The sequence below is a fragment of the Streptomyces sp. NPDC001393 genome (assembly GCF_053597455.1).
Genome location: NZ_JBSFIH010000010.1, coordinates 170,136 through 195,075, shown reverse-complemented (window position 1 = coordinate 195,075; position 24,940 = coordinate 170,136). Strand labels below are relative to the sequence as shown.

General features: G+C 71.3%; 20 protein-coding genes. 16 read left to right on the top strand and 4 right to left on the bottom strand.

Going from position 1 to position 24,940, the window contains the following annotated elements; genetic code table 11:
- Positions 1-86: 86 nt before the first annotated feature.
- From ACWC2T_RS14840 to ACWC2T_RS14825, 4 genes are all read right to left on the bottom strand, one after another.
- Entirely contained in the window at positions 87-2,471 is a 2,385-nt protein-coding gene (locus ACWC2T_RS14840) for a transglutaminase TgpA family protein (protein WP_450670757.1), read from the bottom strand.
- A gap of 331 nt (positions 2,472-2,802) precedes the next feature.
- On the bottom strand, positions 2,803-4,176 hold the full coding sequence (locus tag ACWC2T_RS14835) for a DUF58 domain-containing protein (RefSeq protein ID WP_450670756.1): 1,374 nt from the start codon (positions 4,174-4,176) through the stop codon (positions 2,803-2,805).
- Complete coding sequence (locus ACWC2T_RS14830) at positions 4,176-5,219, bottom strand: AAA family ATPase (protein WP_450670755.1); 1,044 nt, start codon at positions 5,217-5,219, stop codon at positions 4,176-4,178. Before ACWC2T_RS14830 ends, ACWC2T_RS14835 begins: the two co-directional genes overlap by 1 nt.
- Before the next feature lie 267 nt (positions 5,220-5,486).
- The gene (locus ACWC2T_RS14825) at positions 5,487-6,035 is read right to left on the bottom strand and encodes a beta-class carbonic anhydrase (protein WP_450670754.1); all 549 of its coding nucleotides are present in this window, start codon (positions 6,033-6,035) and stop codon (positions 5,487-5,489) included.
- 426 nt (positions 6,036-6,461) lie between these two features.
- On the opposite strand from ACWC2T_RS14825, the gene rsmH reads away from it, so the two are divergent.
- The 16 genes from rsmH (at position 6,462) to ACWC2T_RS14745 (ending at position 24,812) form a co-directional block, all read left to right on the top strand.
- Positions 6,462-7,463, top strand: coding sequence for a 16S rRNA (cytosine(1402)-N(4))-methyltransferase RsmH (rsmH, locus tag ACWC2T_RS14820; protein WP_450670753.1), 1,002 nt, complete (start codon positions 6,462-6,464; stop codon positions 7,461-7,463).
- A gap of 310 nt (positions 7,464-7,773) precedes the next feature.
- Positions 7,774-8,394: a septum formation initiator family protein gene (locus tag ACWC2T_RS14815; protein WP_450670752.1), complete on the top strand. Its 621-nt coding sequence runs from the start codon at positions 7,774-7,776 to the stop codon at positions 8,392-8,394.
- A 223-nt stretch (positions 8,395-8,617) separates the two neighbouring features.
- Positions 8,618-10,582: a peptidoglycan D,D-transpeptidase FtsI family protein gene (locus ACWC2T_RS14810; RefSeq protein ID WP_450670751.1), complete on the top strand. Its 1,965-nt coding sequence runs from the start codon at positions 8,618-8,620 to the stop codon at positions 10,580-10,582.
- A gap of 28 nt (positions 10,583-10,610) precedes the next feature.
- Positions 10,611-12,266: a UDP-N-acetylmuramoyl-L-alanyl-D-glutamate--2,6-diaminopimelate ligase gene (locus ACWC2T_RS14805; protein WP_450670750.1), complete on the top strand. Its 1,656-nt coding sequence runs from the start codon at positions 10,611-10,613 to the stop codon at positions 12,264-12,266.
- A 28-nt stretch (positions 12,267-12,294) separates the two neighbouring features.
- Positions 12,295-13,701, top strand: coding sequence for a UDP-N-acetylmuramoyl-tripeptide--D-alanyl-D-alanine ligase (locus ACWC2T_RS14800; protein ID WP_450670749.1), 1,407 nt, complete (start codon positions 12,295-12,297; stop codon positions 13,699-13,701).
- Positions 13,698-14,771, top strand: coding sequence for a phospho-N-acetylmuramoyl-pentapeptide-transferase (gene mraY, locus ACWC2T_RS14795; RefSeq protein ID WP_351609873.1), 1,074 nt, complete (start codon positions 13,698-13,700; stop codon positions 14,769-14,771). The genes ACWC2T_RS14800 and mraY overlap by 4 nt, the downstream gene beginning before the upstream one ends.
- On the top strand, positions 14,753-16,189 hold the full coding sequence (gene murD, locus ACWC2T_RS14790; RefSeq protein ID WP_450670748.1) for a UDP-N-acetylmuramoyl-L-alanine--D-glutamate ligase: 1,437 nt from the start codon (positions 14,753-14,755) through the stop codon (positions 16,187-16,189). Before mraY ends, murD begins: the two co-directional genes overlap by 19 nt.
- Positions 16,190-16,257: 68 nt before the next feature.
- Entirely contained in the window at positions 16,258-17,634 is a 1,377-nt protein-coding gene (gene ftsW, locus ACWC2T_RS14785; protein WP_450670747.1) for a putative lipid II flippase FtsW, read from the top strand.
- Positions 17,635-17,640: 6 nt separating this feature from the next.
- On the top strand, positions 17,641-18,729 hold the full coding sequence (gene murG, locus ACWC2T_RS14780) for an undecaprenyldiphospho-muramoylpentapeptide beta-N-acetylglucosaminyltransferase (RefSeq protein ID WP_055707302.1): 1,089 nt from the start codon (positions 17,641-17,643) through the stop codon (positions 18,727-18,729).
- A gap of 26 nt (positions 18,730-18,755) precedes the next feature.
- A complete protein-coding gene (locus ACWC2T_RS14775; protein WP_450670746.1) occupies positions 18,756-19,550 on the top strand; it encodes a cell division protein FtsQ/DivIB in 795 nt (264 codons plus the stop codon).
- A 279-nt stretch (positions 19,551-19,829) separates the two neighbouring features.
- Entirely contained in the window at positions 19,830-21,041 is a 1,212-nt protein-coding gene (ftsZ, locus tag ACWC2T_RS14770; RefSeq protein WP_450670745.1) for a cell division protein FtsZ, read from the top strand.
- On the top strand, positions 21,038-21,766 hold the full coding sequence (gene pgeF, locus ACWC2T_RS14765; protein WP_450670744.1) for a peptidoglycan editing factor PgeF: 729 nt from the start codon (positions 21,038-21,040) through the stop codon (positions 21,764-21,766). The genes ftsZ and pgeF overlap by 4 nt, the downstream gene beginning before the upstream one ends.
- A gap of 6 nt (positions 21,767-21,772) precedes the next feature.
- Entirely contained in the window at positions 21,773-22,492 is a 720-nt protein-coding gene (locus tag ACWC2T_RS14760) for a YggS family pyridoxal phosphate-dependent enzyme (RefSeq protein WP_450670743.1), read from the top strand.
- 128 nt (positions 22,493-22,620) lie between these two features.
- Positions 22,621-23,262: a cell division protein SepF gene (locus tag ACWC2T_RS14755; RefSeq protein WP_450670742.1), complete on the top strand. Its 642-nt coding sequence runs from the start codon at positions 22,621-22,623 to the stop codon at positions 23,260-23,262.
- A gap of 70 nt (positions 23,263-23,332) precedes the next feature.
- Complete coding sequence (locus ACWC2T_RS14750) at positions 23,333-23,623, top strand: YggT family protein (protein WP_450670741.1); 291 nt, start codon at positions 23,333-23,335, stop codon at positions 23,621-23,623.
- 52 nt (positions 23,624-23,675) lie between these two features.
- Complete coding sequence (locus ACWC2T_RS14745) at positions 23,676-24,812, top strand: DivIVA domain-containing protein (RefSeq protein ID WP_450670740.1); 1,137 nt, start codon at positions 23,676-23,678, stop codon at positions 24,810-24,812.
- The last annotated feature ends 128 nt before the right edge of the window (positions 24,813-24,940 follow it).

Sequence of the window (24,940 nt, the reverse complement as noted above, 5' to 3'; positions counted from 1 at the left end):
GCTGTACGCCATCGGCGGCAACGTCGACGCTGCGAAGGCGGCCGGCATCCGTACCCACCGCCGGTGGTCGCCCCTCACCCATTGACTCAACCCCGCTGCTCCGACGGCCGGCGCGGGCCCGGCAGGGCCGCCACCACCCGGGTCCTGAGCGCCGACCAACGCGCCGACACCGCCCACAGCACCCGCACCGACGAGCGGGGCAGGAACAGCGCCCGCAGCCGGGTGCCGGTGCCCGCCGTGCCGCGCAGCCCCTCGATCACCCGGCGCACGTCCCCCGCCGCACCCGCCGCCGGGCGCGGCCGGGGCGCGTACAGCACCTGCTCCACCGCGTCCGCCACCCGGTGCACCGCGGCCTCGGTCGCGGGGTCAAGGCGCGCGAGCTCGACGATCCGGGCGGCCGCCCGGCGCGGGGTCAGCGACTCGTCCGGCGCGACGCCGTGGTCCCAGGCGCTGTCCGTCAACTCCTGCCAGGCCGCCAGGGTGTGCGCCGCCGCGCCCTGCTCGGTCCGGGCATGTCCGCCGAGCCGCACCGAGCGCAACCGCGTCCGCCACAGCAGCGGCGACAGCGGAATCGCCAGGATCACCAGCGCCGCCAGGCCGATCAGCGGATACCACCCCAGGCCCGTGCCACCGCCGCCGCTGTGCGGGGCCGCCGCCGCGGACGTGCTGCCGCAGTCCTGGAGCCGGCGCAGCTCAGGTGGGCAGCTCTGGCTGGGCGAGGCCGCCGCCGAGGGCGCCGTGGACGACTGGTGCGAGGGCAGGCTCTGGTCGGGCAGCGAGCTGCCCGGCGTGTCCGACTGGGTGTACGACGGCATGGTGCCGCGGGTCGGGGTCGGCTCGAAGCGGGTCCAGCCCACACCCTCGAAGTACAGCTCGGGCCAGGCGTGCGCGTCCTTCTGGTTCACCGCGACCGTGCCGTCGGCCTGCGGGGTGCCGGGCGCGAAGCCCACCGCGACCCGGGCCGGGATGCCCAGGGTGCGGGCCATCGCCGCCATGGCGAAGGAGAAGTGGACGCAGAAGCCCTGCTTCTTCTTCAGGAAGTTCGCGATGGCGCCCGGCCCGCGGCCGACCTCCACCTGTGTGTCGTACTGGAAGCCGCCCGTGACGGCGAAGTAGTCCTGGAGCTTGACCGCTTCCTCGTAGTGGCTGCGCGCGCCCGCCGTGATCTGCTTGGCGGTCTCGGCCACCACCTTCGGCAGTGCGGACGGCACCTTCGTGTACTCGCTTTTCAGGGCCGCCGGCGGCTCCGGCGCGGTGGACAGCTGCTCGGCGGTCGGCTGCACGTCCAGGCTGGTCACCTGGTAGGTCTCGCCGCGCGTGGTCTGGCCGTGGTCGCCGACCAGGGTCATGCCGACCGGCTCGTAGCGCCAGCGGCCGCCGATCTTCACACCGCTCGGCGGGTACGGCATCGGCAGCCAGTCCTGGGCGTACCAGTCCGACGCCGTGACCGTGGTCGTCACCGTGCCGCGCTTGACGTCGCCGTCGAGGCCGGTGGGCGTCGGGAACCGGTCCGGGACGCCCACGATGTGCCGCTGGGCCGGCCTCCAGGTGGTGCCGTCGAAGTCGTCCAGGGAGACGATCCGCAGATACAGGTCCGAGATGTCGTTCGAGCTGGTCTTCAGGGACAGCACCTGGCGGTCGTTGTTCGTGTTCAGGCTGTCGCGCAGCGACACCAGCGGGTTGACCGCGGAGATCGTGCCCCCGTCGCCGTTGCCCACTCCCACACCCGTGCCGGCGGCGCCCAGCAGACCGCCCTGCATCGCGGGCAGGGCGAGCGGCACCACCAGCGCCGCACCGAGCGCGACCGCGCCGATCCGCCGTCCGGTGCGCACCGGCGCCACCGCGCCGTAATCCGGGGAGCCCGGGGCACGGGGAGCGCCGCCGAAGACCCGGCCCCACTGCGCCAGCCGGTCCCGGCCCTCCGCGAGCAGCAGCATCAGATAGCCGGCTGCCGCAACCAGGAACCACAGCCAGTCGGCCCCGCCGTCGGACAGCCCGGCGGCCACCGAGTACAGCGCGAGCAGCGGCAGGCCGGCCGGGGCCGCGCTGCGGAAGGTCACCGCAAGCGTGTCCACCAGCAGGCCGATCAGCAGGACCCCGCCGATCAGCATCAGCTTGATGCCGTCGGTCAGCGGCGCCGGTATCGCGTACTCGCTGACGTCGTTCGACCCTTGCTGGAGCAGGTCGGCGAAGTGCCGGATGGCGTCCGGGCCGGGGATCAGCCCGATGACCGCGTACTCCCGGGCGAAGACCAGGGTCAGCAGCACCACGGTGACCAGCGCCTGCGCCGCCACGGTCAGCGGCCGGCCCAGCGGCACCCGGCGGGCCGCCGCGCCCACCCCGGCCTGCACGGCCACCAGCGGGACCAGCTGCAGCAGCCAGGTCGGCTCGGCCACCAAGGGCAGCAGCGCGCAGGAGGCCATCAGCGTGGCCGCCGCCGCGCACAGCGCCAGTCGAGCCCGCCCACTCATCGCGTCGCCTCCCGGCCCACGGCGGCCGACGCCCAAGGGCGGCTCGTGCGTTTGTTTCCCCGGCGCATGGAGGTCGGTGCGGACGGATCGCTCGTGCGTTTGTCTTCCTGGCCCATGGGGGCCGGTGCGCAAGGATCGCTCGTGCCTTTGTCTCCCCGGCTCATGCCAGCGGGTGCGGAAGGGCCGCTCGTGAGTTTGTCTCTCCGGCCCACGGCGGCGGGTGCGGAAGGATCGCCCGTGCGTTTGTCTCCCCGGCCCAGCGCGGCCGGCCCGGAGCGGCCGCTCATGTGCTTGCCTCCCCGGCCCATCGCGGCCGGTGCGGAGTGACTGCTCATGTCATCGCCTCCCCGCCCACAGCGGCCAGCCCGGAGCGCTCTCGGTCCGCCTGTTGCCACAGTGCGTTCAGCGGGCCGCCGCGCGGCACGCTCAGCGCCGTCCAGCCCGCCTCGCGCAGCATCCGCAGCCGCTCGGCGTGCCGGTCGGCGTGCCGGTCGCCGGGCCGCGGCACGTCGGACGACTCCCGCGTCCAGGTGTCGGGGTCCAGCACGAAGGCGACGGCACCGCCGCTGCGCCGGCTCATCTTGGCGACCGTCGCGGCCTGCTCCTCGTCCAGGTCGCCGAGGAAGGCCACCAGCAGCCCCTCGTTGCCGCCGCGGAGCACGTCGTACGCCCGGGACAGGCCCGCGCCGTCGGAGTGGTCGATCACCGCGAGGGTGTCCATCATCAGCCCGGCCGCCTCCGCGGTCTCCTGGCCGGTGCCCGCGAACCCGTCGGCGCCCTCGCCGGGCACCACGCTGCCGCTGTCGGTCAACAGCCGTACCGAGAAGCCCCGTTCGAGCATGTGCACCAGCACCGAGGCGGCACCGGAGACGGCCCACTCGAAGGCCGAGTCGGGGCCGGCGCCCTCGTAGGCACCGCCCCGGGTGTCCAGCAGGACGGTGCAGCGGGAGCGCCGGGGCTGTTCCTCGCGGCGCACCATCAGCTCGCCGTAGCGCGCGGTGGACCGCCAGTGCACCCGGCGCAGGTCGTCGCCGTAGCGGTAGCCGCGCGGGATCACGTCGTCCTCACCCGCCAGGGCCAGGGAACGCTGCCGCCCGTCGCCGTACCCCTTGGCCTCGCCGCTGAAGCGGACCGGGGCGAGCGGATCCACGCGCGGGATGACCGTGAGGGTGTCGAACGTCGAGAAGGACCGGGTGAGTTCGCACATCCCGAAGGGGTCCGTCAGCCGCAGCTGCAGCGGGCCCAGCGGATAGCGGCCGCGCAGGTCGGAGCGGACCCGGTAGGACACCTCGCGGCGGCCGCCCGGCTCCACCCGGTCCAGCACGAACCTCGGGCGCGGACCGAGGACGTAGGGCACCCGGTCCTGGAGCATCAGCAGGCCGGTGGGCAGCCGGGAGACGTTGTCCATCCGCAAGTGCACCCGGGCCTCGCTGCCGGCCGGCACGCGCGCGGGGGAGAGCCGACGGGTGCCGGCCACCCGGTAGCGCGTGCGGTACACCACGGTCGCGCAGATCAGCGGCAGCGCGGCCAGCAGCAGACCGACCCGCAGCAGATCGCTCTGACCCAGCACGTACGCGCAGATCGCGGCCGCGATCCCGGCCGCCAGGAAGGAACGGCCGCGTGTCGTCAGACCCGCCAGGGCGGTTCGGACGCCGCTCGTCTCCCCGCGGTCGGCCTCCGCCTGCCCCGGCCCCGCGGCGCTCATCACAGACTCCGCGGGGGCTGCTGGGGATACGCCGGAATCCCACGGCCGAGCCCGCCGAAGCCCGGACCCTGCGCCCCCGGAGCCGCGGGCACGGGGGTGTGCTGGAGGATCTCCTGCACGACCTGCTCGGCAGTACGGCGGTTCAGCTGGGCCTGGGCGGTGGGCAGCAGGCGGTGCGCGAGGACGGCGACGGCGAGTTCCTGGAGGTCGTCCGGCAGCGCGTACTCCCGGCCGGCCAGGGCCGCGGACGCCTTGGCCGCGCGCAGCAGATGCAGCGTCGCGCGCGGGGAGGCGCCGAGTCTGAGGTCGGGGTGGGTGCGGGTGGCGGCTACCAGCTCCACCGCGTACCGCCGTACCGGCTCGGAGACGTGCACGCCGCGCACGGCCTCGATCAGCTTCACGATCTCGTGCGCGTGCGCCACCGGCTGCAGGTCCTCCAGCGGGCTCACCCCGCCGTGGATGTCGAGCATCTGCAACTCGGCCTCCACGCTCGGGTAGCCGACGGAGACGCGGGCCATGAAGCGGTCGCGCTGGGCCTCGGGGAGCGGGTAGGTGCCCTCCATCTCGACCGGGTTCTGCGTGGCCACCACCATGAAGGGGCTGGGCAGTTCGTACGTCTGCCCGTCGATGGTGACCTGCCGCTCCTCCATGGACTCCAGCAGCGCCGACTGGGTCTTGGGCGAGGCGCGGTTGATCTCGTCGCCGATCACGATCTGCGCGAAGATGGCGCCCGGCTTGAACTCGAAGTCCCGGCGCTGCTGGTCCCAGATGGAGACACCGGTGATGTCCGAGGGCAGCAGGTCGGGCGTGAACTGGATGCGCCGCACCGAGCAGTCGATGGACCGCGCCAGCGCCTTGGCCAGCATCGTCTTGCCCACTCCGGGGACGTCCTCGATCAGCAGGTGGCCCTCGGCGAGCAGCACGGTCAGCGCGAGCCGTACGACCTCGGGCTTGCCCTCGATCACGCCCTCCACCGAACCGCGCACCCGCTCCACCGTGGCGGTCAGATCTGTGAGGCTCGCTCGATCGTCATAGGTCGTCACCCGGCCCTCCTCGGCCCGTTCTTTCCGGGCCGACGCTGCGTGCGAAACCGGCCCACCCCGAAACACGGACACCACGCGGGAAAAGTTCCGCGTGACGCCACACCCGCATTCTTGCCGCCGTTACCGATTCGTGTCACTCGCCTGTGGACAACTGCCCGCACGATGTCGGTCTTACCTCTTTTTCGACCGCATCTTCGATATGGCGATCGGCCGGTGGCGGGATGCTGACGCGCCGGATGCTTCGGGGCGGCCGGCCGGTCTGCCCGGTCAGGCCGGGTCGACCTCGCGCAGCAGACCGGTGCGCACGTCGAACACGAAGCCGCGTACGTCGTCGGTGTGCAGCAGGAACGGCGAGGTCCGCACGCGCTGCATGGACTGGCGCACGTCCTGGTCGACGTCCCGGAAGGCCTCCACCGCCCAGAGCGGCCGCTGGCCGACCTCCATCTCCAACTCGTGCCGGAAGTCCTCGGTGATGGACTCCATGCCGCAACCGGTGTGGTGGATGAGCACGACACTGCGGGTGCCGAGCGCCCGCTGGCTGATGGTCAGGGAGCGGATCACGTCGTCGGTGACGACCCCGCCCGCGTTGCGGATGGTGTGACAGTCGCCGAGCTGCAGGCCGAGCGCGGCGTGCAGGTCGAGACGGGCGTCCATACAGGCCACGACGGCGACCTTGAGGACGGGACGGGCGTCCATCCCGGGGTCGGCGAACTCGGCGGCGTACGCCTGGTTGGCCTTGACCAGGCGATCCGTGACGGTGCCGCCGTCGGTTATGGCGCCTTCGGATCCAGTGGGCACTGCTGCGGAAGTCGTCATACTCATGACGGTACTGGTCAGCCCCGGTCCCGTCCTCCTGTGAGAGCAGGACAAAAAACGTCATTGCGGCTTGTTGTGAGCTACCCCATAGGGAGGGCAAACCTGTTTCGGACGGGTGAATCCCGCCGAATTTCGGCTCCCACCGCGTTGCGGCGGGCGACGCGCAGGCCGGTTGATTGACCGCGAGACAGGGTGGACTAAAGTGACGCGAAGCGGGAGACGTGGCTCTCCCTGCTGGTGAAACCCCCGGAGACCCCGGCTCACCCCGGACCGTCTCCCCACGCGCGCGGCGCGTACGTACGGCTCGGCCTCCTCCCGCTCCCGGTCCGGCTGACGCTTCCGGCGCCGGCAGGCCCGATCCTTCACGAGCTGGCGGGGACCCGGCGGTGCGTGCGGCCCGCCGGAAGATGAGAGGCCCGGAATCAAATGGGGCGCGAAGCGCATTCGAACAAGGGCGGTGGTGGGCGAGGGGAGGGACAGAGTCGACACGTCCCGGTGATGCTCCAGCGGTGCCTGGACCTGCTGGCGCCCGCCCTGGAGCACCCGGGAGCGGTGGTCGTCGACTGCACCCTCGGCCTCGGCGGGCACAGCGAGGCACTGCTGGCCCGGTTCCCCGAGGCGCGGCTGATCGGCCTCGACCGGGACAAGGAGGCGCTGCGCCTGTCGGGCGAGCGGCTGGCGCCCTATGGTGAGCGCGCGACCCTCGTGCACGCCGTCTACGACGAGCTGCCCGACGTACTGCACAAGCTGCGCATCGCGCGCGTGCAGGGCGTTCTGTTCGACCTCGGGGTCTCCTCCATGCAGCTGGACGAGGCCGACCGCGGCTTCGCCTACGCCCAGGACGCGCCGCTGGACATGCGGATGGACCAGACGACCGGTATCAGTGCCGCCGAGGTCCTGAACACCTATCCGGCGGGCGAACTCGTGCGGATCCTGCGCGCGTACGGCGAGGAGAAGCAGGCCAAGCGGATCGTGGCCGCGATCGTGCGGGAGCGCGAGAGGGAGCCGTTCACCAACAGCGCGCGGCTGGTCGAGCTGATCCGCGACGCCCTCCCGCAGGCCGCCAAGCGCACCGGCGGCAATCCCGCCAAGCGCACCTTCCAGGCGCTGCGCATCGAGGTCAACGGCGAACTGTCCGTCCTGGAGCGGGCGATCCCGGCGGCGGTGAAGGCGCTCGACGTGGGCGGCCGCATCGCCGTGCTGTCGTACCACTCGCTCGAAGACCGCCTGGTCAAGCAGGTGTTCGCGGCCGGCGCCGCGTCCACCGCGCCGCCCGGCCTGCCGGTCGTACCGGAGCGCTACCAGCCGCGGCTCAAGCTGCTCACCCGGGGTGCCGAACTTCCCACCGAGGAAGAGGTCGCCGAGAACCGCCGGGCCGCACCCGCCAGGCTGCGCGGCGCCGAACGCATCAGGGAGGACGCCGAGTGACCGAGACGGGTCGGTTGGATTCCCGAACTCACCGGGGGGCTCACGAGGACTCCCAGGCTGATCAAGGGGGTCAGGGGCATTCCCGAACCCGCCAGGGGGGTTGGTTGGATTCCCGGACGCACCGGGCGGCTCGCGCGGGCAGCCGCGCGGATGTCCGGACGTACGGCAGGCCCGACGGGGGGACCTGGGCTGAGGGGACCTGGATGCGCCGGGGGTCCGGCGAGGGCCCTGGACGCACCGGGGGACCGGTAGAGCTTCCGGGGGTGCACCGGGAGCGCCACGAGGACTCGCGCACCGACCGGGGGGAGCCGTGAGCAGGAAACCCGAACTGAGGGGGCGGGCCGCGCGGCTCGCCCGGCTCTTCCCGGCCGGCCGTGCCCGGGCCGCCCGCACCCCGTTCGTCCTGCTCGTCGTCCTGCTCCTCGGCGGCGGCCTCATCGGACTGCTGGTGCTCAACTCCCGGCTCAGCGAAGGCTCGTTCAAACTCGCCGACCTGCAGAAGCAGACGAAGAGCCTCACCGACGAGGAACAGGCCCTCCAGCGGGACATCGACGCCTACTCCTCTCCCGACGCCCTCCAGCGCCGCGCCCGCGAACTCGGCATGGTCCCCGGCGGCGACCCGGCCTTCCTGGGCCCCGACGGCAAGGTCAAGGGCGTCCCGAGCGCCGCCCCCGAGTCCGCCGCCCTCACCGGCCCGGTCGCCCCCGAGACCCTGACCCCGACGGCGGCCCCCGCCACGGCCCCGACCACCGTGGCCAGCCCGAGCCCGCCCACGCCCACCGCCCCGGCCCCGGTCACGCCCTCTCCCACGGCAGCGGCAGCGGCACCGGCCCAGGGACAACCCCTGTCCGCCCCCACCGCCTCCGCCCCCGAGGGAGCCATCCCCCCACCCCCGTCCATCCCCCAGCCCACCCCGACCCCCGGCAGGTGACGGAAGTGTCCGACAGGGAACCGCCGCGCCGTCGTGTGCCCGGGCCGGCGTGTGCGCTGCGCTCGGGTGAGGGGAGGGGTGGGCGCCGGTCCCGGTGTGCCGCCGGTACGGCGCCGCTCGCGCTGTGGCGCCGCCCGGCGCCGGTCGCCGCCGCGGAAGGTGTCGTGGCGCCGCTCTCGATGTTCCAGCCCATTCCGACCCCGACCCCCGGCAGGTGACGGAAGTGTCCGACAGGGAACCGCCGCGCCGTCGTGTGCCCGGGCCGGCCGGGCCGCCGCGTCCGAGGAGTGCCGTGCGGCGGCAGCCCGGGCCCGGTGCGCGTCCGGCGCGGCGGCCGAGCAGTGCTCGGCCGCTCGCCCAGCGCCCCCTCCGGCTCGGCAGTCCGCGGCCCCGGCTGCGCCTGGTCAGCCTCACGCTGACCCTGGTCCTGACCGCCTTCGTGGTACGGCTCCTCCAGGTGCAGGGCGTCGACGCCAGCGCGTACGCCGCGCGGGCCGAGCAGAACCGGTATGTCGTGCACACGCTGGCCGCCGAGCGCGGTGGGATCACCGACCGCAACGGCGTGGCCCTCGCCATCAGCGTGGACGCGTACGACATCACGGCCGATCCGACGATGTTCAGCAGGAAGCAGCTGAAGATCGGCAACGGCCCGGAACAGGCCGCCGCGCTGCTCGCGCCGATCCTCGGGCAGAGCCAGGCCGAGCTCGTGAAGAAGCTGCGGCCGCAGAACCCGAACTCCCGGTACACCCGGCTCGCCACCCGGCAGACCCCGCAGGTCTGGAAGCAGATCAAGGACCTGAAGAACGCGCTCGCCAAGAAGGCGGAGACGGACTCCACCACCGTCAATGTGCTCGCCGGCGTCTTCGCCGACCCGAGCAGCCAGCGGCTGTACCCCAACGGCGACCTCGCCGCCGGGATACTGGGCTGGGTCAACGCCGACGGCCAGGGCGGCGGCGGCATCGAGCAGGAGCTGAACAAGCAGCTGGCCGGAAAGGACGGCAAGATCCGGTACGCCCAGTCCGGAGGGCGCGAGGTGCCCACGGCGGGATCGACGGAGACGCCCGCCGTGCCCGGTTCCGACGTCGAGCTGACCATCGACCGCGACATCCAGTGGGCCGCGCAGAACGCCATCACCGAGCAGGTGAGGAAGTCCAGGGCCGACCGCGGCTATGTCGTCGTCCAGGACACCCGCACCGGGCAGATCCTCGCCATGGCCAACGCGCCGGGTTTTGACCCCAACGACCTGTCGAAGGCCGACGGCGCGGCCCTGGGCAACGCGGCCGTCCAGGACGCCTATGAGCCCGGCTCCACCGCCAAGGTGATGTCGATGGCGGCCGTGCTGCAGGAGAACGCGGCCACCCCGCTCACCCACGTCGTCGTACCGAACCGGCTGCACCGCGGCGACCGGCTCTTCGCCGACGACGTCGACCACGACACCTGGTACCTCACGCTGAACGGCGTCCTCGCCAAGTCCAGCAATATCGGCACCATCCTGGCCACCGGCCAGCTCGGCAGGACGCAGTCCGAGGCCAACAAGGTCCTCTACTCCTACCTGCGCAAGTTCGGCATCGGCAGCTACACCGGACTCGGCTTCCCCGGCGAGACCCCCGGCATCCTCGCGCCGTACCAGAAGTGGTCCACCTCGCAGCAGTACACGATTCCTTTCGGCCAGGGCTTCTCGCTCAACGCGATGCAGGCCGCCTCCGTCTACTCGACCATCGCCAACGGCGGGGTTCGCATCGAGCCGACCCTGGTGCGCGGCACGAAGGGCGCCGACGGCCGCTTCACGCCTGCGCCCAAGCCCAGGCAGACCCGCGTGGTCAGCGAGAAGACGGCCAGGACGGTCGCCCAGATGCTGGAGTCCGTCGTGGACGACGAGCAGGGCACCGGCATCAGGGCCCGCATCCCCGGCTACAACGTCGCGGGCAAGACCGGCACGGCCAACCGCGTGGATCCGGCCACCGGCAGGTACCGCGGCTACACCTCCTCGTTCGCCGGATTCGCGCCCGCCGACAACCCCCGCATCACCGTCTACTGCGCCATCCAGAACGCCACCGCCGGAAGCTACTACGGCGGCCAGATCTGCGGTCCCATCTACAAGCAGGTGATGGAGTTCGCCCTGAAGACCCTCCAGGTCCCGCCGACCGGTGCGCCGGCCGCGAACCTGCCCGTCGACTACAAGCCCTGATCAGCACCGGAACACCAGGAACCAACTCGTGACGACGACCACTCCCGACGCCGGGAACCAAGGGGCCGAGAACCCCTCACTTCGCCCCGGAGCGGGTACGCCCGGTACGCTCACCGCCGTGCCACACGCTGATCAGTCCCAAACCACCCAGAAAGGCGCTTCCGTGACATACCCGGGACCGCCGCGACCGGTTCAGGTCTCCGCCACACCCCTCGCGGAACTGGCCGATCAGCTGGGTGCCGCCGCTCCGGACGCTGCCGCCGAGGTCACGGGGATCACCCACGACTCGCGCGCCGTCCGCCCCGGCGACCTGTACGCCGCCCTCCCGGGCGCCCGCCTGCACGGCGCCGACTTCGTCACCCAGGCCGCCGGCCTCGGCGCGGTCGCCGTGCTCACCGACCCGACGGGCGCCGAGCGCGCCGCCGCGACCGGACTGCCGGTCCTGGTCGTGGCCGACCCGCGCGGACGGATGGGCGAGCTGGCGGCGACGATCTACGGCCACCCCGGCCGCGACCTGCTCCAGATCGGCATCACCGGCACCTCCGGCAAGACCACCACCGCCTACCTGGTCGAGGGCGGGCTCAGGACCGCGAAGTCCACGGGCCTCGTCGGCACCGTCGAGATGCGCATCGGCGACGAGCGCATCAAGTCCGAGCGCACCACCCCCGAGGCCACCGATCTGCAGGCGCTGTTCGCCGTCATGCGCGAGCGCGGCGTCGAGGCGGTCGCCATGGAGGTCTCCAGCCACGCCCTGGTCCTCGGCCGGGTCGACGGCTGTGTCTTCGACATCGCCGTGTTCACCAACCTCAGCCCGGAACACATGGAGTTCCACTCCGACATGGAGGACTACTTCCGGGCCAAGGCGCAGCTGTTCACGCCGGAACGCAGCAGACTCGGCGTGATCAACGCCGATGACGCGTACGGCCGCCGGCTGGCCGAGGAGGCCACGGTCCCCGTCGTCACCTTCTCCGCCGAGGGCCACCCCGACGCCGACTGGCGCGCCGAGGACGTCCAGGTCGGCCCCATGGACTCGACGTTCACCGTGGTCGGCCCGGACGGCGAGCGCGTCCACGCCAGGTCGCCGATCGCCGGTCCGTTCAACGTGGCGAACACCCTGGCCGCCGTCGTCGCCCTCGCCGCCGCCGGTCTCGACCCGCAGACCGCCGCCGACGGAATCGCCGCCGTCCCGGGCGTCCCCGGCCGCCTGGAGCGCGTCGACGCCGGGCAGCCCTACCTCGCGGTCGTCGACTACGCCCACAAGACCGACGCCGTCGAGTCCGTGCTCAAGGCGCTGCGCAAGGTCACCAAGGGCCGCCTGCACGTGGTCCTCGGCTGCGGCGGCGACCGCGACCGGACCAAGCGCGCCCCGATGGGCGCCGCCGCGGCCCGGCTCGCCGACACGGCCGTACTGACCTCCGACAACCCCCGCTCCGAGGACCCGCTGGCGATCCTCGCGACCATGCTCCAGGGGGCCGCCTCCGTGCCCGCGCACGAGCGCGGCGAGGTGCTCCTGTTCGAGGACCGGGCCGCCGCGATCGCCGCCGCCGTGGGCCGCGCCCAGGCCGGCGACACCGTGCTGGTCGCGGGCAAGGGCCACGAGCAGGGCCAGGACATCGCCGGCGTGGTCCGTCCCTTCGACGACCGCCAGGTGCTCCGCGAAGCCATCCAGAAAACCCAGGGATGAAAATCCAGAAGACCCAGGGGATGAACTTGTGATCGCCCTCTCCCTCGCCGAGATCGCAGCAGTCGTCGGCGGGCAGACGCACGACATACCGGATCCGTCCGCGGCCGTCACCGGACCGGTCGTCCGGGACTCCCGCGAGGTGGTGCCCGGCAGCCTGTTCGCCGCCTTCGTCGGCGAGCGCGTGGACGGCCACGACTACGCACCGCAGGTGATCGAGGCGGGCGCGGTCGCCGTACTGGCGTCGCGCCCGGTCGGCGTGCCCGCGATCGTCGTCGACGACGTCCAGACCGCGCTCGGCGCCCTGGCCCGGCACGTCGTACGCCGGCTCGGCGCGACCCTCGTCGCCCTGACCGGCTCGGCGGGCAAGACCAGCACCAAGGACCTGATCGCGCAGGTGCTCCGGCGCAAGGCGCCGACGGTGTTCACGCCCGGCTCGCTCAACAACGAGATCGGGCTGCCGCTGACGGCCCTGTCCGCCACCGAGGAGACCAGGTTCCTCGTGCTGGAGATGGGCGCGCGCGGCGTGGGGCACATCCGCTACCTCACCGACCTGACCCCGCCGAAGATCGGCCTGGTCCTCAACGTCGGCACCGCCCACATCGGCGAGTTCGGCGGCCGCGAGCAGATCGCCGAGGCCAAGGGCGAGATCATCGAGGGCCTTCCGGAGGACGGCGCCGCGATCCTCAACGCCGACGACCCGCTGGTCCGGGCCATGGCCCCCCGTACCAAGGCGAAGGTGGTCCTTTTCGGAGAGTCGGCCGAAGCGGACGTACGCGCCGAGAACGTGCGACTCACGGACAGCGGACAGCCCTCCTTCAGGCTTCTCACACCCTCCGGTGCATCCGATGTGACCATGCGCCTGTACGGTGAGCACCACGTGTCGAACGCGCTCGCCGCGGCCGCCGTCGCCCATGAGCTGGGCATGTCCGCGGAAGAGATCGCCACCGCGCTCTCCGAGGCGGGCTCCCTCTCCCGCTGGCGCATGGAGGTCACCGAGCGCCCGGACGGCGTGACCATCGTCAACGACGCCTACAACGCCAACCCCGAGTCCATGCGGGCCGCCCTCAGGGCACTCGCGGCCATGGGCAAGGGGCGCCGCACGTGGGCGGTGCTCGGCAAGATGGCCGAGCTGGGGGACGAGGCGCTCGCCGAGCACGACGCCGTCGGACGGCTCGCCGTCCGGCTCAACGTCAGCAAGCTCGTCGCCGTCGGGGGCATTGAGGCCTCCTGGCTGCAACTGGGCGCATATAACGAGGGTTCGTGGGGTGAGGAGTCGGTGCACGTGTCCGACGCACAGGCGGCGATCGACCTGTTGCGCAGCGAGTTGCGCCCGGGGGACGTCGTGCTCGTGAAGGCGTCCCGTTCGGTGGGTCTGGAGAGCGTTGCCCAGGCGCTCGTCGAGACCGGTGCCGAGGGCGAGGTTGCCGCCCGATGATGAAGCAGATCCTGTTCTCAGGAGTCATTGGCCTCTTCCTGACGCTGATCGGCACCCCGCTGCTGATCAAGCTCCTCGCCCGCAAGGGCTACGGCCAGTACATCCGCGACGACGGTCCGCGCGAGCACGCCAGCAAGCGCGGTACGCCGACCATGGGCGGCATCGCCTTCATCCTGGCGACGATCGCGGCGTACTTCCTGAGCAAGCTCATCACCGGTTACCCGCCCACCTACTCCGGGCTGCTGGTCCTCGGTTTGATGTTCGGCATGGGCCTGGTCGGCTTCCTCGACGACTACATCAAGATCGTCAAGCGGCGTTCGCTGGGCCTGCGGGCCAAGGCGAAGATGGCCGGCCAGCTGATCGTCGGCATCGCCTTCGCCGTGCTGTCGCTGATGTTCGCCGACGCGCGCGGCAACACCCCGGCCTCCACCAAGCTGTCCTTCATCACGGACTTCGGCTGGACGATCGGCCCGGTGCTGTTCGTCGTCTGGGCGCTGTTCATGATCCTGGCGATGTCGAACGGCGTGAACCTCACCGACGGTCTGGACGGTCTGGCCACCGGCGCCTCCGTGCTGGTCTTCGGCGCCTACACGTTCATCGGCGTGTGGCAGTTCCAGGAGTCCTGCGCCAACGCGCAGACCCTGACCAACCCGGCCGCCTGCTACGAGGTGCGCGACCCGCTCGACCTCGCGGTGATCGCCTCCGCGCTGATGGGCGCCTGCCTGGGCTTCCTGTGGTGGAACACCTCGCCGGCGAAGATCTTCATGGGCGACACCGGCTCGCTCGCCCTCGGCGGTGTCCTCACCGGTCTGGCCATCCTCTCCCGCACGGAGCTGCTGCTGGCCATCATGGGCGGCCTGTTCGTCCTCATCACCATGTCGGTCGTCATCCAGGTCGGCTCCTTCCGGCTCACCGGCAAGCGCGTCTTCCGGATGGCGCCACTGCAGCACCACTTCGAACTCAAGGGCTGGTCCGAGGTCCTGGTGGTGGTCCGGTTCTGGATCATCCAGGGAATCTGTGTGATTGTCGGACTGGGCCTCTTCTATGCAGGATGGGCAGCGGAAAAGTGACCTCCACCTCGGAGCCCCACGACTTCCAGGGCAAGCACGTCACCGTCGCCGGGCTGGGCGTCTCCGGCGTCCCGGCGGCCAAGGTGCTGCACGCGCGCGGGGCGGTCGTCACGGTCGTCAACGACGGCGACGACGCACGCGCGCGTGAGCAGGCCGCCGAACTGGAGGCGCTCGGCATCACCGTGCGCCTGGGGGACGGGGCGACCCTGCCGGAGGGCACCGAGCTGATCGTCACCGCGCCCGGCTGGAAGCCGGACAAGCCGCTGTTCCAGGCGGCCGAGAAGGCGGGCGTGCCCGTCTGGGGCGACGTCGAGCTGGCCTGGCGCCTGCGGGGGCCCGACGCGGCGCCCTGGCTGGCCGTCACGGGCACCAACGGCAAGACCACGACCGTGCAGATGCTGGCCTCGATCCTGAAGGCCGCGGGCCTGCGCACGGCCGCCGTCGGCAACATCGGCGTCTCCCTGCTGGACGCGGTCCTCGGCGAGGAGACCTACGACGTCCTCGCCGTCGAGCTGTCCAGCTACCAGCTGCACTGGGCGCCCTCGCTGCGGGCGCACTCGGCCGCGGTCCTCAACCTCGCGCCCGACCACCTCGACTGGCACGGCTCCATGGAGGCCTACGCGCACGACAAGGGCCGTATCTACGAGGGCAATCGGGTCGCCTGCGTCTACAACGTGGCCGACAAGCGCACCGAGGACCTGGTGCGCGAGGCCGACGTCGAGGAGGGCTGCCGGGCCATCGGCTTCACCCTCGGCACCCCGGGCCCCTCCCAACTCGGCGTCGTGGACGGCATCCTGGTCGACCGCGCCTTCGTCGAGAACCGGCAGAAGAACGCCCAGGAGCTGGCCGAGGTGTCCGACATCGACCCGCCGGCCCCCCACAACATCGCCAACGCCCTTGCGGCGGCGGCCCTCGCGCGCGCCTTCGGGGTGCCCGCCCAGGCCGTACGGGACGGCCTCAGGGCCTTTTGCCCGGACGCGCACCGCATCGCGCACGTCGCCGATGTCGACGGCGTCGCCTACGTGGACGACTCCAAGGCGACCAACACGCATGCCGCGGAAGCCTCGTTGGCGTCATATGAGTCGATTGTATGGATTGCGGGTGGTCTGGCGAAGGGTGCGACCTTCGAGGAACTGGTCGCCAAGTCGGCAAAGCGACTTCGCGGTGCCGTCCTGATCGGCGCCGACCGGGCGCTGATCCGCGACGCCCTCGCGCGACACGCGCCGGAAGTACCCGTGGTGGACCTCGACCGGACCGACACTGGGGCGATGCTCCAGGCGGTGACGGAGGCCAAGCGGCTCGCGCAGCCCGGCGACACGGTGCTGCTGGCCCCGGCCTGCGCCTCCATGGACATGTTCACCAACTACAACCAGCGCGGTGACGCGTTCGCGGCGGCGGTCCGCGAACTCGAAGCCTGACCCCGGCCGCCCGCCGGGCGGATCTTGGGAGGGACGCGTGGGACGGTCGACGTTCAGTGGAGGCGCCGATGCCCAGTAGCCGTACCGGGAAGCCGCCCGTGCAGGGGGCGTCCCGGCGTCCCCGTCCCGCCGTCGCCGGGCCCCCGGGCGAGAACCCCGTACAGCGGTTCTACGGCCGGGCGCGCAAGGCCTGGGACCGGCCGCTGACCGCCTACTACCTGATCCTCGGCGGCAGTGTGCTGATCATCGTGCTGGGTCTGGTGATGGTCTACTCGGCCTCCCAGATCACCGCGCTGCAGATGTCGCTGCCCGGGTCGTACTTCTTCCGCAAGCAGCTGCTGGCCGCCGCGATCGGCGGGGTACTGCTGTTCGCGGCTTCCCGCATGCCGGTGAAACTGCACCGGGCGCTCGCCTACCCGATCCTCGCCGCCGCCGTCTTCCTCATGGCCCTGGTCCAGGTGCCCGGGATAGGGATGACGGTCAACGGCAACCAGAACTGGATCGCCCTCGGCGGCTCCTTCCAGGTCCAGCCGAGCGAGTTCGGCAAGCTCGCCCTGGTGCTGTGGGGCGCGGACCTGATCGCCCGCAAGCAGGAGAAGAGGCTGCTGACCCAGTGGAAGCACATGCTGGTGCCGCTGGTGCCGGTCACCTTCCTGCTGCTCGGTCTGATCATGCTCGGCGGCGACATGGGTACGACGATCATCCTCACCGCGATCCTGTTCGGCCTGCTGTGGCTCGCGGGGGCGCCGACCCGGCTGTTCGCGGGGGTGCTGACGATCGCGACCCTGATCGGCGGCGTCCTCATCAAGACCAGCCCGCACCGCCTCGCCCGCCTCAACTGCATCGCCGCCACCGACTCCGGCCCGAACGACATGTGCTGGCAGGCCGTGCACGGCCTCTACGCCCTCGCCTCCGGCGGACTTTTCGGCTCCGGTCTCGGCGCGAGTGTGGAAAAATGGGGACAACTCCCGGAAGCGCACACCGACTTCATCTTCGCCGTCACCGGTGAGGAGCTGGGCCTGGCGGGGACGCTGTCGGTGCTCGCCCTGTTCGCGGCTCTAGGCTATGCGGGTATCCGCGTGGCCGGACGCACGGAGGACCCCTTCGTGAGGTACGCCGCGGGAGGCGTGACCACCTGGATCACCGCCCAGGCTGTGATCAACATCGGTGCGGTGCTCGGCCTGCTGCCGATCGCCGGCGTCCCCCTCCCGCTGTTCTCCTACGGAGGGTCGGCCCTGCTGCCGACCATGTTCGCCATCGGGCTGCTGATCGCCTTCGCGCGCGACGAGCCCGCTGCGCGGGCAGCGCTTGCGATGCGGCAACCTCGCTTTGGTAGAAAGCGGGCGGGAGACCCAGTGCCCGGCAGAAGGCCGACCGGAGCTCCTCGGAGATGGAACACGATGCGACGGCGTGCCTCCACGGCGCGTTCGTCCGGAGAGCGGTGAATTTCGGTGCATGTCGTACTCGCCGGTGGGGGGACCGCCGGCCACATCGAGCCCGCGCTCGCCCTCGCGGATGCCCTGCGCAGGCAGGACCCGACCGTGGGGATCACGGCCCTGGGCACGGAGCGCGGCCTGGAGACCCGGCTCGTCCCGGAGCGCGGCTACGAGCTGGCGCTGATCCCGGCGGTGCCGCTGCCGCGCAAGCCGACTCCCGAGCTGATCACCGTCCCGGGCCGGCTGCGCGGCACCATCAAGGCCGCCGAGCAGATCCTGGAACGTACCAAGGCGGACGTGGTGGTCGGTTTCGGCGGTTATGTCGCCCTGCCCGGCTATCTGGCCGCCAAGCGGCTCGGCGTGCCGATCGTGATCCACGAGGCCAACGCCCGCCCCGGCCTGGCCAACAAGATCGGCTCGCGGTACGCGGCCCGGGTCGCCGTCTCGACACCGGACAGCAAGCTGCGCGACGCCCGCTACATCGGCATCCCGCTGCGCCGTTCCATCGCCACCCTGGACCGCGCCGCCGCCCGCCCCGAGGCCCGCCACCGTTTCGGCCTCGACCCGAACCTGCCCACGCTGCTCGTCTCCGGCGGCTCCCAGGGCGCCCGGCGCCTCAACGAGGTGGTCCAGCAGGTCGCCCCGTGGCTCCAGCAGGCAGGCATCCAGATCCTGCACGCGGTCGGCCCGAAGAACGAACTGCCGCAGGTGCACCAGATGCCGGGAATGCCCCCCTATATCCCGGTAAGTTACCTGGACCGGATGGACCTCGCGTACGCCGCGGCCGACATGATGCTCTGCCGCGCGGGCGCGATGACCGTCGCCGAACTCTCCGCCGTCGGACTCCCGGCCGCCTACGTCCCGCTGCCCATCGGCAACGGCGAACAGCGGCTCAACGCCCAGCCGGTGGTGAAGGCCGGCGGCGGACTCCTCGTCGACGACGCGGAACTCACTCCCGAGTGGGTGCAGCAGAACGTCCTGCCCGTGCTCGCCGATCCGCACCGGCTGTACGAGATGTCCCGCGCGGCAAGCGAGTTCGGCCGCCGGGACGCCGACGAGCTGCTCGTCGGCATGGTGTACGAGGCGATCGCCTCGCGCCGTTAGGACCGTATGACGAAAGGGCAGTGAGGGTGGCCGGACCGACTACCGCCGAGCGCGGTGAACGCCAGCAGGGGTCGTCCGGCCCGCCGCTCCTCCGCAGGCTCAGGAGACCGCGCCTTCGTGCGATCGTCATTCTGGCGGTTGTTCTGGTGCTCCTCGGCGCCGGTTCCGTCTGGGCGTTGTACGGATCCGCCTGGTTGCGTGTCCGGCACGTCTCGGTGTCGGGCACGCTCGTGCTGACCCCCGCCGAGGTGCGGGACGCGGCGGCGGTACCGGTCGGGGCACCGATGATTTCCGTTGACACCGACGGGATCGAAGCCCGACTTCGCCGGAAATTGCCCCGAATTGACACCGTTGATGTGGTCCGTGCCTGGCCCCAGGGAATCGGTCTGAAAGTGACCGAGCGCACTCCGGTTCTGCTGGCCCGAAAGGGCCGGGACTTCGTCGAAGTCGACCACGAAGGCGTCCGTTTCGCCACGGTTTCGCAGGCGCCGAATGGCGTCCCGATGCTGGAATTGTCCGTTTCTCGCACCGGTTCCGGCGTCGCGAGCTTCCGGCGCTTCGGCACCGACCGGCTCACCCGGGAGGCGGTCCGGGTGGCGGGCGAGCTGCCGGCCGCCGTCGCGAAGGACACCCGGACCGTCCAAGTCCGTTCCTACGACGACATCTCACTGGAGTTGGCCGACGGTCGCACGGTGGCATGGGGCAGCGGCGAGAACGGCCGCGCCAAGGCACGGACCCTCGCGGCTCTCATGAAAGCAGCCCCCGGCGCGCGGCACTTCGACGTCAGTGTCCCCACCGCCCCCGCGTCATCGGGGAGTTGACGCACATCAGCGCAGGCCAGCACCCTGGTTGGGCACTGCTACGGCTGATCACATAGGGTGAAAAGAAAAACGGGAGGTTCGGCGTGTTCGTTGAACGGGCGCCACTTGTCGACTTAGTGTCCTGTTCAGAAGACTCCAGGGAACAGAAACACTGGTAACCCTAAACTTCAGGGTTAGGGTTCGGGTCGGCGCTACGGACCGTCCCATTCGGCATCCGTCGTCCCGGCGCGGGGCACCGCCCGGCGGCGACAACGTAATTCGAGGCGAGAGGCCTTCGACGTGGCAGCACCGCAGAACTACCTCGCAGTCATCAAGGTCATCGGTGTCGGCGGCGGTGGTGTCAATGCCATCAACCGGATGATCGAGGTCGGTCTCAAGGGTGTCGAGTTCATCGCCATCAACACCGACGCACAGGCGCTGTTGATGAGCGACGCCGACGTCAAGCTCGACGTCGGCCGCGAACTCACCCGCGGACTCGGCGCCGGAGCCAACCCGGCCGTCGGCCGCAAGGCCGCCGAGGACCACCGCGAGGAGATCGAGGAGGTCCTCAAGGGGGCCGACATGGTCTTCGTGACGGCCGGTGAAGGCGGCGGCACCGGCACCGGCGGCGCGCCCGTCGTGGCCAACATCGCGCGCTCGCTCGGCGCCCTCACCATCGGCGTGGTCACGCGCCCGTTCACCTTCGAGGGACGGCGCCGTGCGAACCAGGCCGAGGACGGCATCGCCGAGCTGCGCGAAGAGGTCGACACCCTCATCGTCATCCCCAACGACCGGCTGCTGTCCATCTCGGACCGCCAGGTCTCGGTCCTGGACGCCTTCAAGTCCGCCGACCAGGTCCTGCTCTCCGGTGTCCAGGGCATCACCGACCTCATCACCACCCCCGGCCTGATCAACCTCGACTTCGCCGATGTGAAGTCCGTCATGTCCGAGGCCGGTTCGGCCCTCATGGGCATCGGCTCGGCCCGCGGCGACGACCGCGCGGTGGCCGCGGCCGAGATGGCGATCTCCTCGCCGCTGCTGGAGGCGTCCATCGACGGCGCCCGCGGCGTGCTGCTCTCCATCTCCGGCGGCAGCGACCTCGGCCTGTTCGAGATCAACGAGGCGGCCCAGCTGGTCAGCGAGGCCGCCCACCCCGAGGCCAACATCATCTTCGGCGCGGTCATCGACGACGCCCTCGGCGACGAGGTCCGGGTCACCGTGATCGCGGCCGGCTTCGACGGCGGCCAGCCCCCGGCCCGCCGGGACAACGTCCTCGGCTCGGCCTCGACTTCGACGGGCGCCCGCCGCGAGGACCCCGTTCCGTCCCGGCCGAGCGAGCCCAGCCGACCGTCCTTCGGCTCGCTGGGCAGCGTCAAGCCCAAGGAGGAGCCGGAGCCGGCACCCGAGCCGGTGGCCGACATCCCGGCCCCCCCGCCGGTGACGCCGGCGCCCCGCACCTCCTACGCGGACAGCGCGGCCGAGGAACTGGACGTCCCGGACTTCCTCAAGTGATAGGACGGCGCGAGAGCGTGAGCGGCGCGCACTTCGCCTTCACCGACCGGTGGGGCGGGGTGAGCGCCGCTCCGTATGAGGAGCTGAACCTCGGCGGCGCGGTCGGCGACGCCCCCGAGGCCGTACGGGCCAACCGGGACATCGCCGCCAAGTCGCTCGGCCTCGACCCCGGCCGGGTCGTCTGGATGAACCAGGTGCACGGCGCCGATGTGGCCGTGGTGGAGGAGCCCTGGGGAGATAGCCCGGTGCCTCAGGTCGACGCGATCGTCACCGCCCGCCGCGGACTCGCCCTGGCCGTCCTCACCGCCGACTGCGTGCCGGTGCTGCTCGCCGATCCCGTCGCCGGGGTCGTCGCGGCCGCGCACGCGGGCCGGCCCGGCATGGTCAAGGGCGTCGTCCCCGCCGCCGTACGGGCCATGGCCGGACTCGGCGCCGAGCCGGGCCGGATCGTCGTCCGCACCGGACCGGCCGTGTGCGGGCGGTGCTACGAGGTGCCGGAGGCGATGCGCGCCGAGGTGGCGGCCGTCGAGCCGGCGGCGCACGCTGAGACGAGCTGGGGTACGCCGGCGGTCGACGTGAGCGCCGGGGTGCACGCGCAGCTCGACCGGCTCGGGGTGCGCGACCGGGCGCGGTCGCCGGAGTGCACGCTGGAGTCGGGCGACCACTTCTCGTACCGCCGTGACCGCACCACCGGGCGGCTCGCGGGCTATGTCTGGCTGGACTGATGGGACATGACGGACCGTAAGACCGAACTCGCCGGAAACCTGGCGAAAGTGGAGGAACGTATCACCGCCGCCTGTGTGGCGGCCGGGCGCAAGCGGGAGGAGGTGACCCTCATCGTGGTCACCAAGACCTACCCGGCGAGCGATGTGCGGATCCTGTCGGAACTCGGTGTGCGCCACGTCGCCGAGAACCGCGACCAGGACGCGGCGCCGAAGGCCGCGGCGTGTGCGGATCTGCCCCTCACATGGCACTTTGTCGGTCAATTGCAGACCAACAAGGTCCGTTCCGTGGTCGGTTACGCGGATGTGGTGCAGTCCGTGGATCGTCCCAAGCTCGTCACGGCTCTGTCGAAGGAGGCCGTGCGGGCGGGGCGCGAGGTGGGGTGTCTCGTCCAGGTCGCCCTGGACGCCGGGGTGAGCGGCCGGGGCGAGCGCGGAGGCGTGGCTCCGGGCGGAATCGAAGAGTTGGCCGACCTCATCGGCGAGGCTCCGGGGCTGCGGCTCGGGGGTCTGATGACCGTCGCCCCGCTCACCGGCCAGTACGCGGGACGCGAACAGGCCGCGTTTGAACGCCTCATGGATTTGTCGACTGACCTGCGCCGGGCCCATCCGGCTGCAACCATGGTGTCGGCAGGGATGAGTGCGGACCTCGAACAGGCCGTGGCCGCCGGGGCGACACATGTGCGCGTCGGCACTGCGGTACTCGGAGTCCGCCCCAGGCTCGGGTAACGTCGCCAAGAAGTCGGACCACAGCAGAAAATATGGTCAGTGCCTGTGAAGGCGGGCGCAACGACCTCGTGGATCGCGGGCACTTGGCAGTCGTCAGCCGATCCACCACAGAGCGGAGGACTCAGAGCATGGCCGGCGCGATGCGCAAGATGGCGGTCTACCTCGGCCTCGTGGAGGACGATGGGTACGACGGCCGCGGATTCGACCCCGACGACGACTTCGAGCCCGAGTTGGACCCGGAACCCGAACGGGATCACCGACGGCACGAATCTTCACACCAACCGCACAGTGCACATCAGTCCCAAAGGGACGAAGAGGTGCGAATCGTGCAACCGCCCGCGCCGCGCGAGCCGGTGGCCCGTTCGACTGCTCTCGCCGCGGAATCCGGACGTCCGGCGCGGATCGCGCCCGTGGCATCCATCACACAAGAACGTCAGTCCCTCGAGAAGAACGCACCGGTGATCATGCCCAAGGTTGTGTCCGAGCGAGAGCCTTACCGGATCACCACGCTTCACCCCCGGACCTACAACGAGGCCCGTACCATCGGGGAACACTTCCGTGAGGGCACCCCGGTGATCATGAATCTGACTGAGATGGATGACACAGACGCGAAGCGACTTGTCGACTTTGCGGCCGGTTTGGTGTTTGGTCTTCACGGCAGCATCGAGCGGGTGACGCAGAAGGTGTTCCTGTTGTCTCCTGCTAACGTCGATGTCACGGCGGAGGACAAGGCCCGCATCGCAGAGGGCGGGTTCTTCAACCAGAGCTGAGACGCACAACCGGATCGAAGTTCGGAAGAGCTCGCAAGAGCATGGAGCAGGGGAGAGGGAAGCGCAGGCCATGAGCGTGTTCATCACGGTGGTCCACACCGCGCTGCTGGCGTTTCTCGTCGTGCTCATCTTCCGGCTGGTCATGGACTACGTGTTCCAGTTCGCCCGCTCGTGGCAACCCGGCAAGGCGATGGTGGTCGTACTGGAGGCCACCTACACTGTCACCGATCCACCGCTGAAGCTTCTGCGGCGGTTCATCCCGCCGCTGCGTCTCGGGGGCGTGGCGCTCGACCTGTCCTTCTTCGTACTGATGATCATCGTCTACATCCTCCTGTCCATCACGGGGAGCTTCGGAGGATGAGGATGGACGATACGGTCTTGCCGACTGCCGATGACTACGTTGAGGTGAAGAGATGCCGTTGACCCCCGAGGACGTGCGGAACAAGCAGTTCACGACCGTCCGCCTCCGAGAAGGCTATGACGAGGACGAGGTCGATGCCTTCCTCGACGAGGTCGAAGCCGAACTGACCCGTCTGCTCCGCGAGAACGAGGACCTGCGCGCCAAGCTGGCCGCGGCGACCCGTGCGGCCGCGCAGAACCAGCAGAACATGCGCAAGGGCCCGCCGGAGCAGGACCAGCAGCCGCACCCGCAGCAGCAGGGCATGCGAGGTCCCGGTGCGCCGGTACCCGCCGGCATATCGGGCCCGCCGCAGCAGCAGATGGGCGGCCCCATGGGTGGCCCGCCCCAGCTGCCGAGCGGCGCCCCGCAGCTGCCCGCCGGCCCCGGCGGTCAGGGCGGCCCGCAGGGTCCCGGCCCGATGGGCCAGGGTCCGATGGGCCAGGGTCCGATGGGTCAGGGCCCGATGGGCGGCCAGCCGCCCATGCAGCAGATGGGCGGCCCGATGGGCGGCCCCATGGGTGGCCCGATGGGCGGCCCCGGTCAGGGCCCCGGTGGCGACAGCGCCGCCCGCGTCCTCTCGCTGGCCCAGCAGACCGCCGACCAGGCGATCGCCGAGGCCCGCTCCGAGGCCAACAAGATCGTCGGCGAGGCCCGCAGCCGCGCCGAGGGTCTGGAGCGTGACGCCCGTGCCAAGGCCGACGCCCTGGAGCGGGACGCGCAGGAGAAGCACCGCGTCGCGATGGGCTCCCTGGAGTCCGCCCGCGCCACGCTGGAGCGCAAGGTCGAGGACCTGCGCGGCTTCGAGCGCGAGTACCGCACGCGCCTGAAGTCGTACCTCGAGTCCCAGCTGCGCCAGCTGGAGACCCAGGCCGACGACTCCCTGGCCCCGCCGCGCACCCCGGCCACTGCGTCGCTGCCGCCGTCCCCGGCGCCCTCCATGGCTCCGGCCGGCGCGAGCGCCCCGTCCTACGGCGGCAACCAGACGATGGGCGGCAACCCCGGCCCGTCCGCCCCGTCCTACGGCGGCCAGCAGCAGATGACCCCGGCCATGACCCAGCCCATGGCTCCGGTCCGCCCGCAGGGCCCGTCCCCGATGGGCCAGGCACCCTCGCCGATGCGTGGGTTCCTGATCGACGAGGACGACAACTGAGCACCGGGCACTAGTACGACAACGGCGTCGGCAGCGCTCAACAGGGCGGGCCCCTTGGACTTCGGTCCTGGGGGCCCGCCCTTTTTACGCGGGTTGCATCACTCGGCTGTGCACGAAGGGCCCGGCCT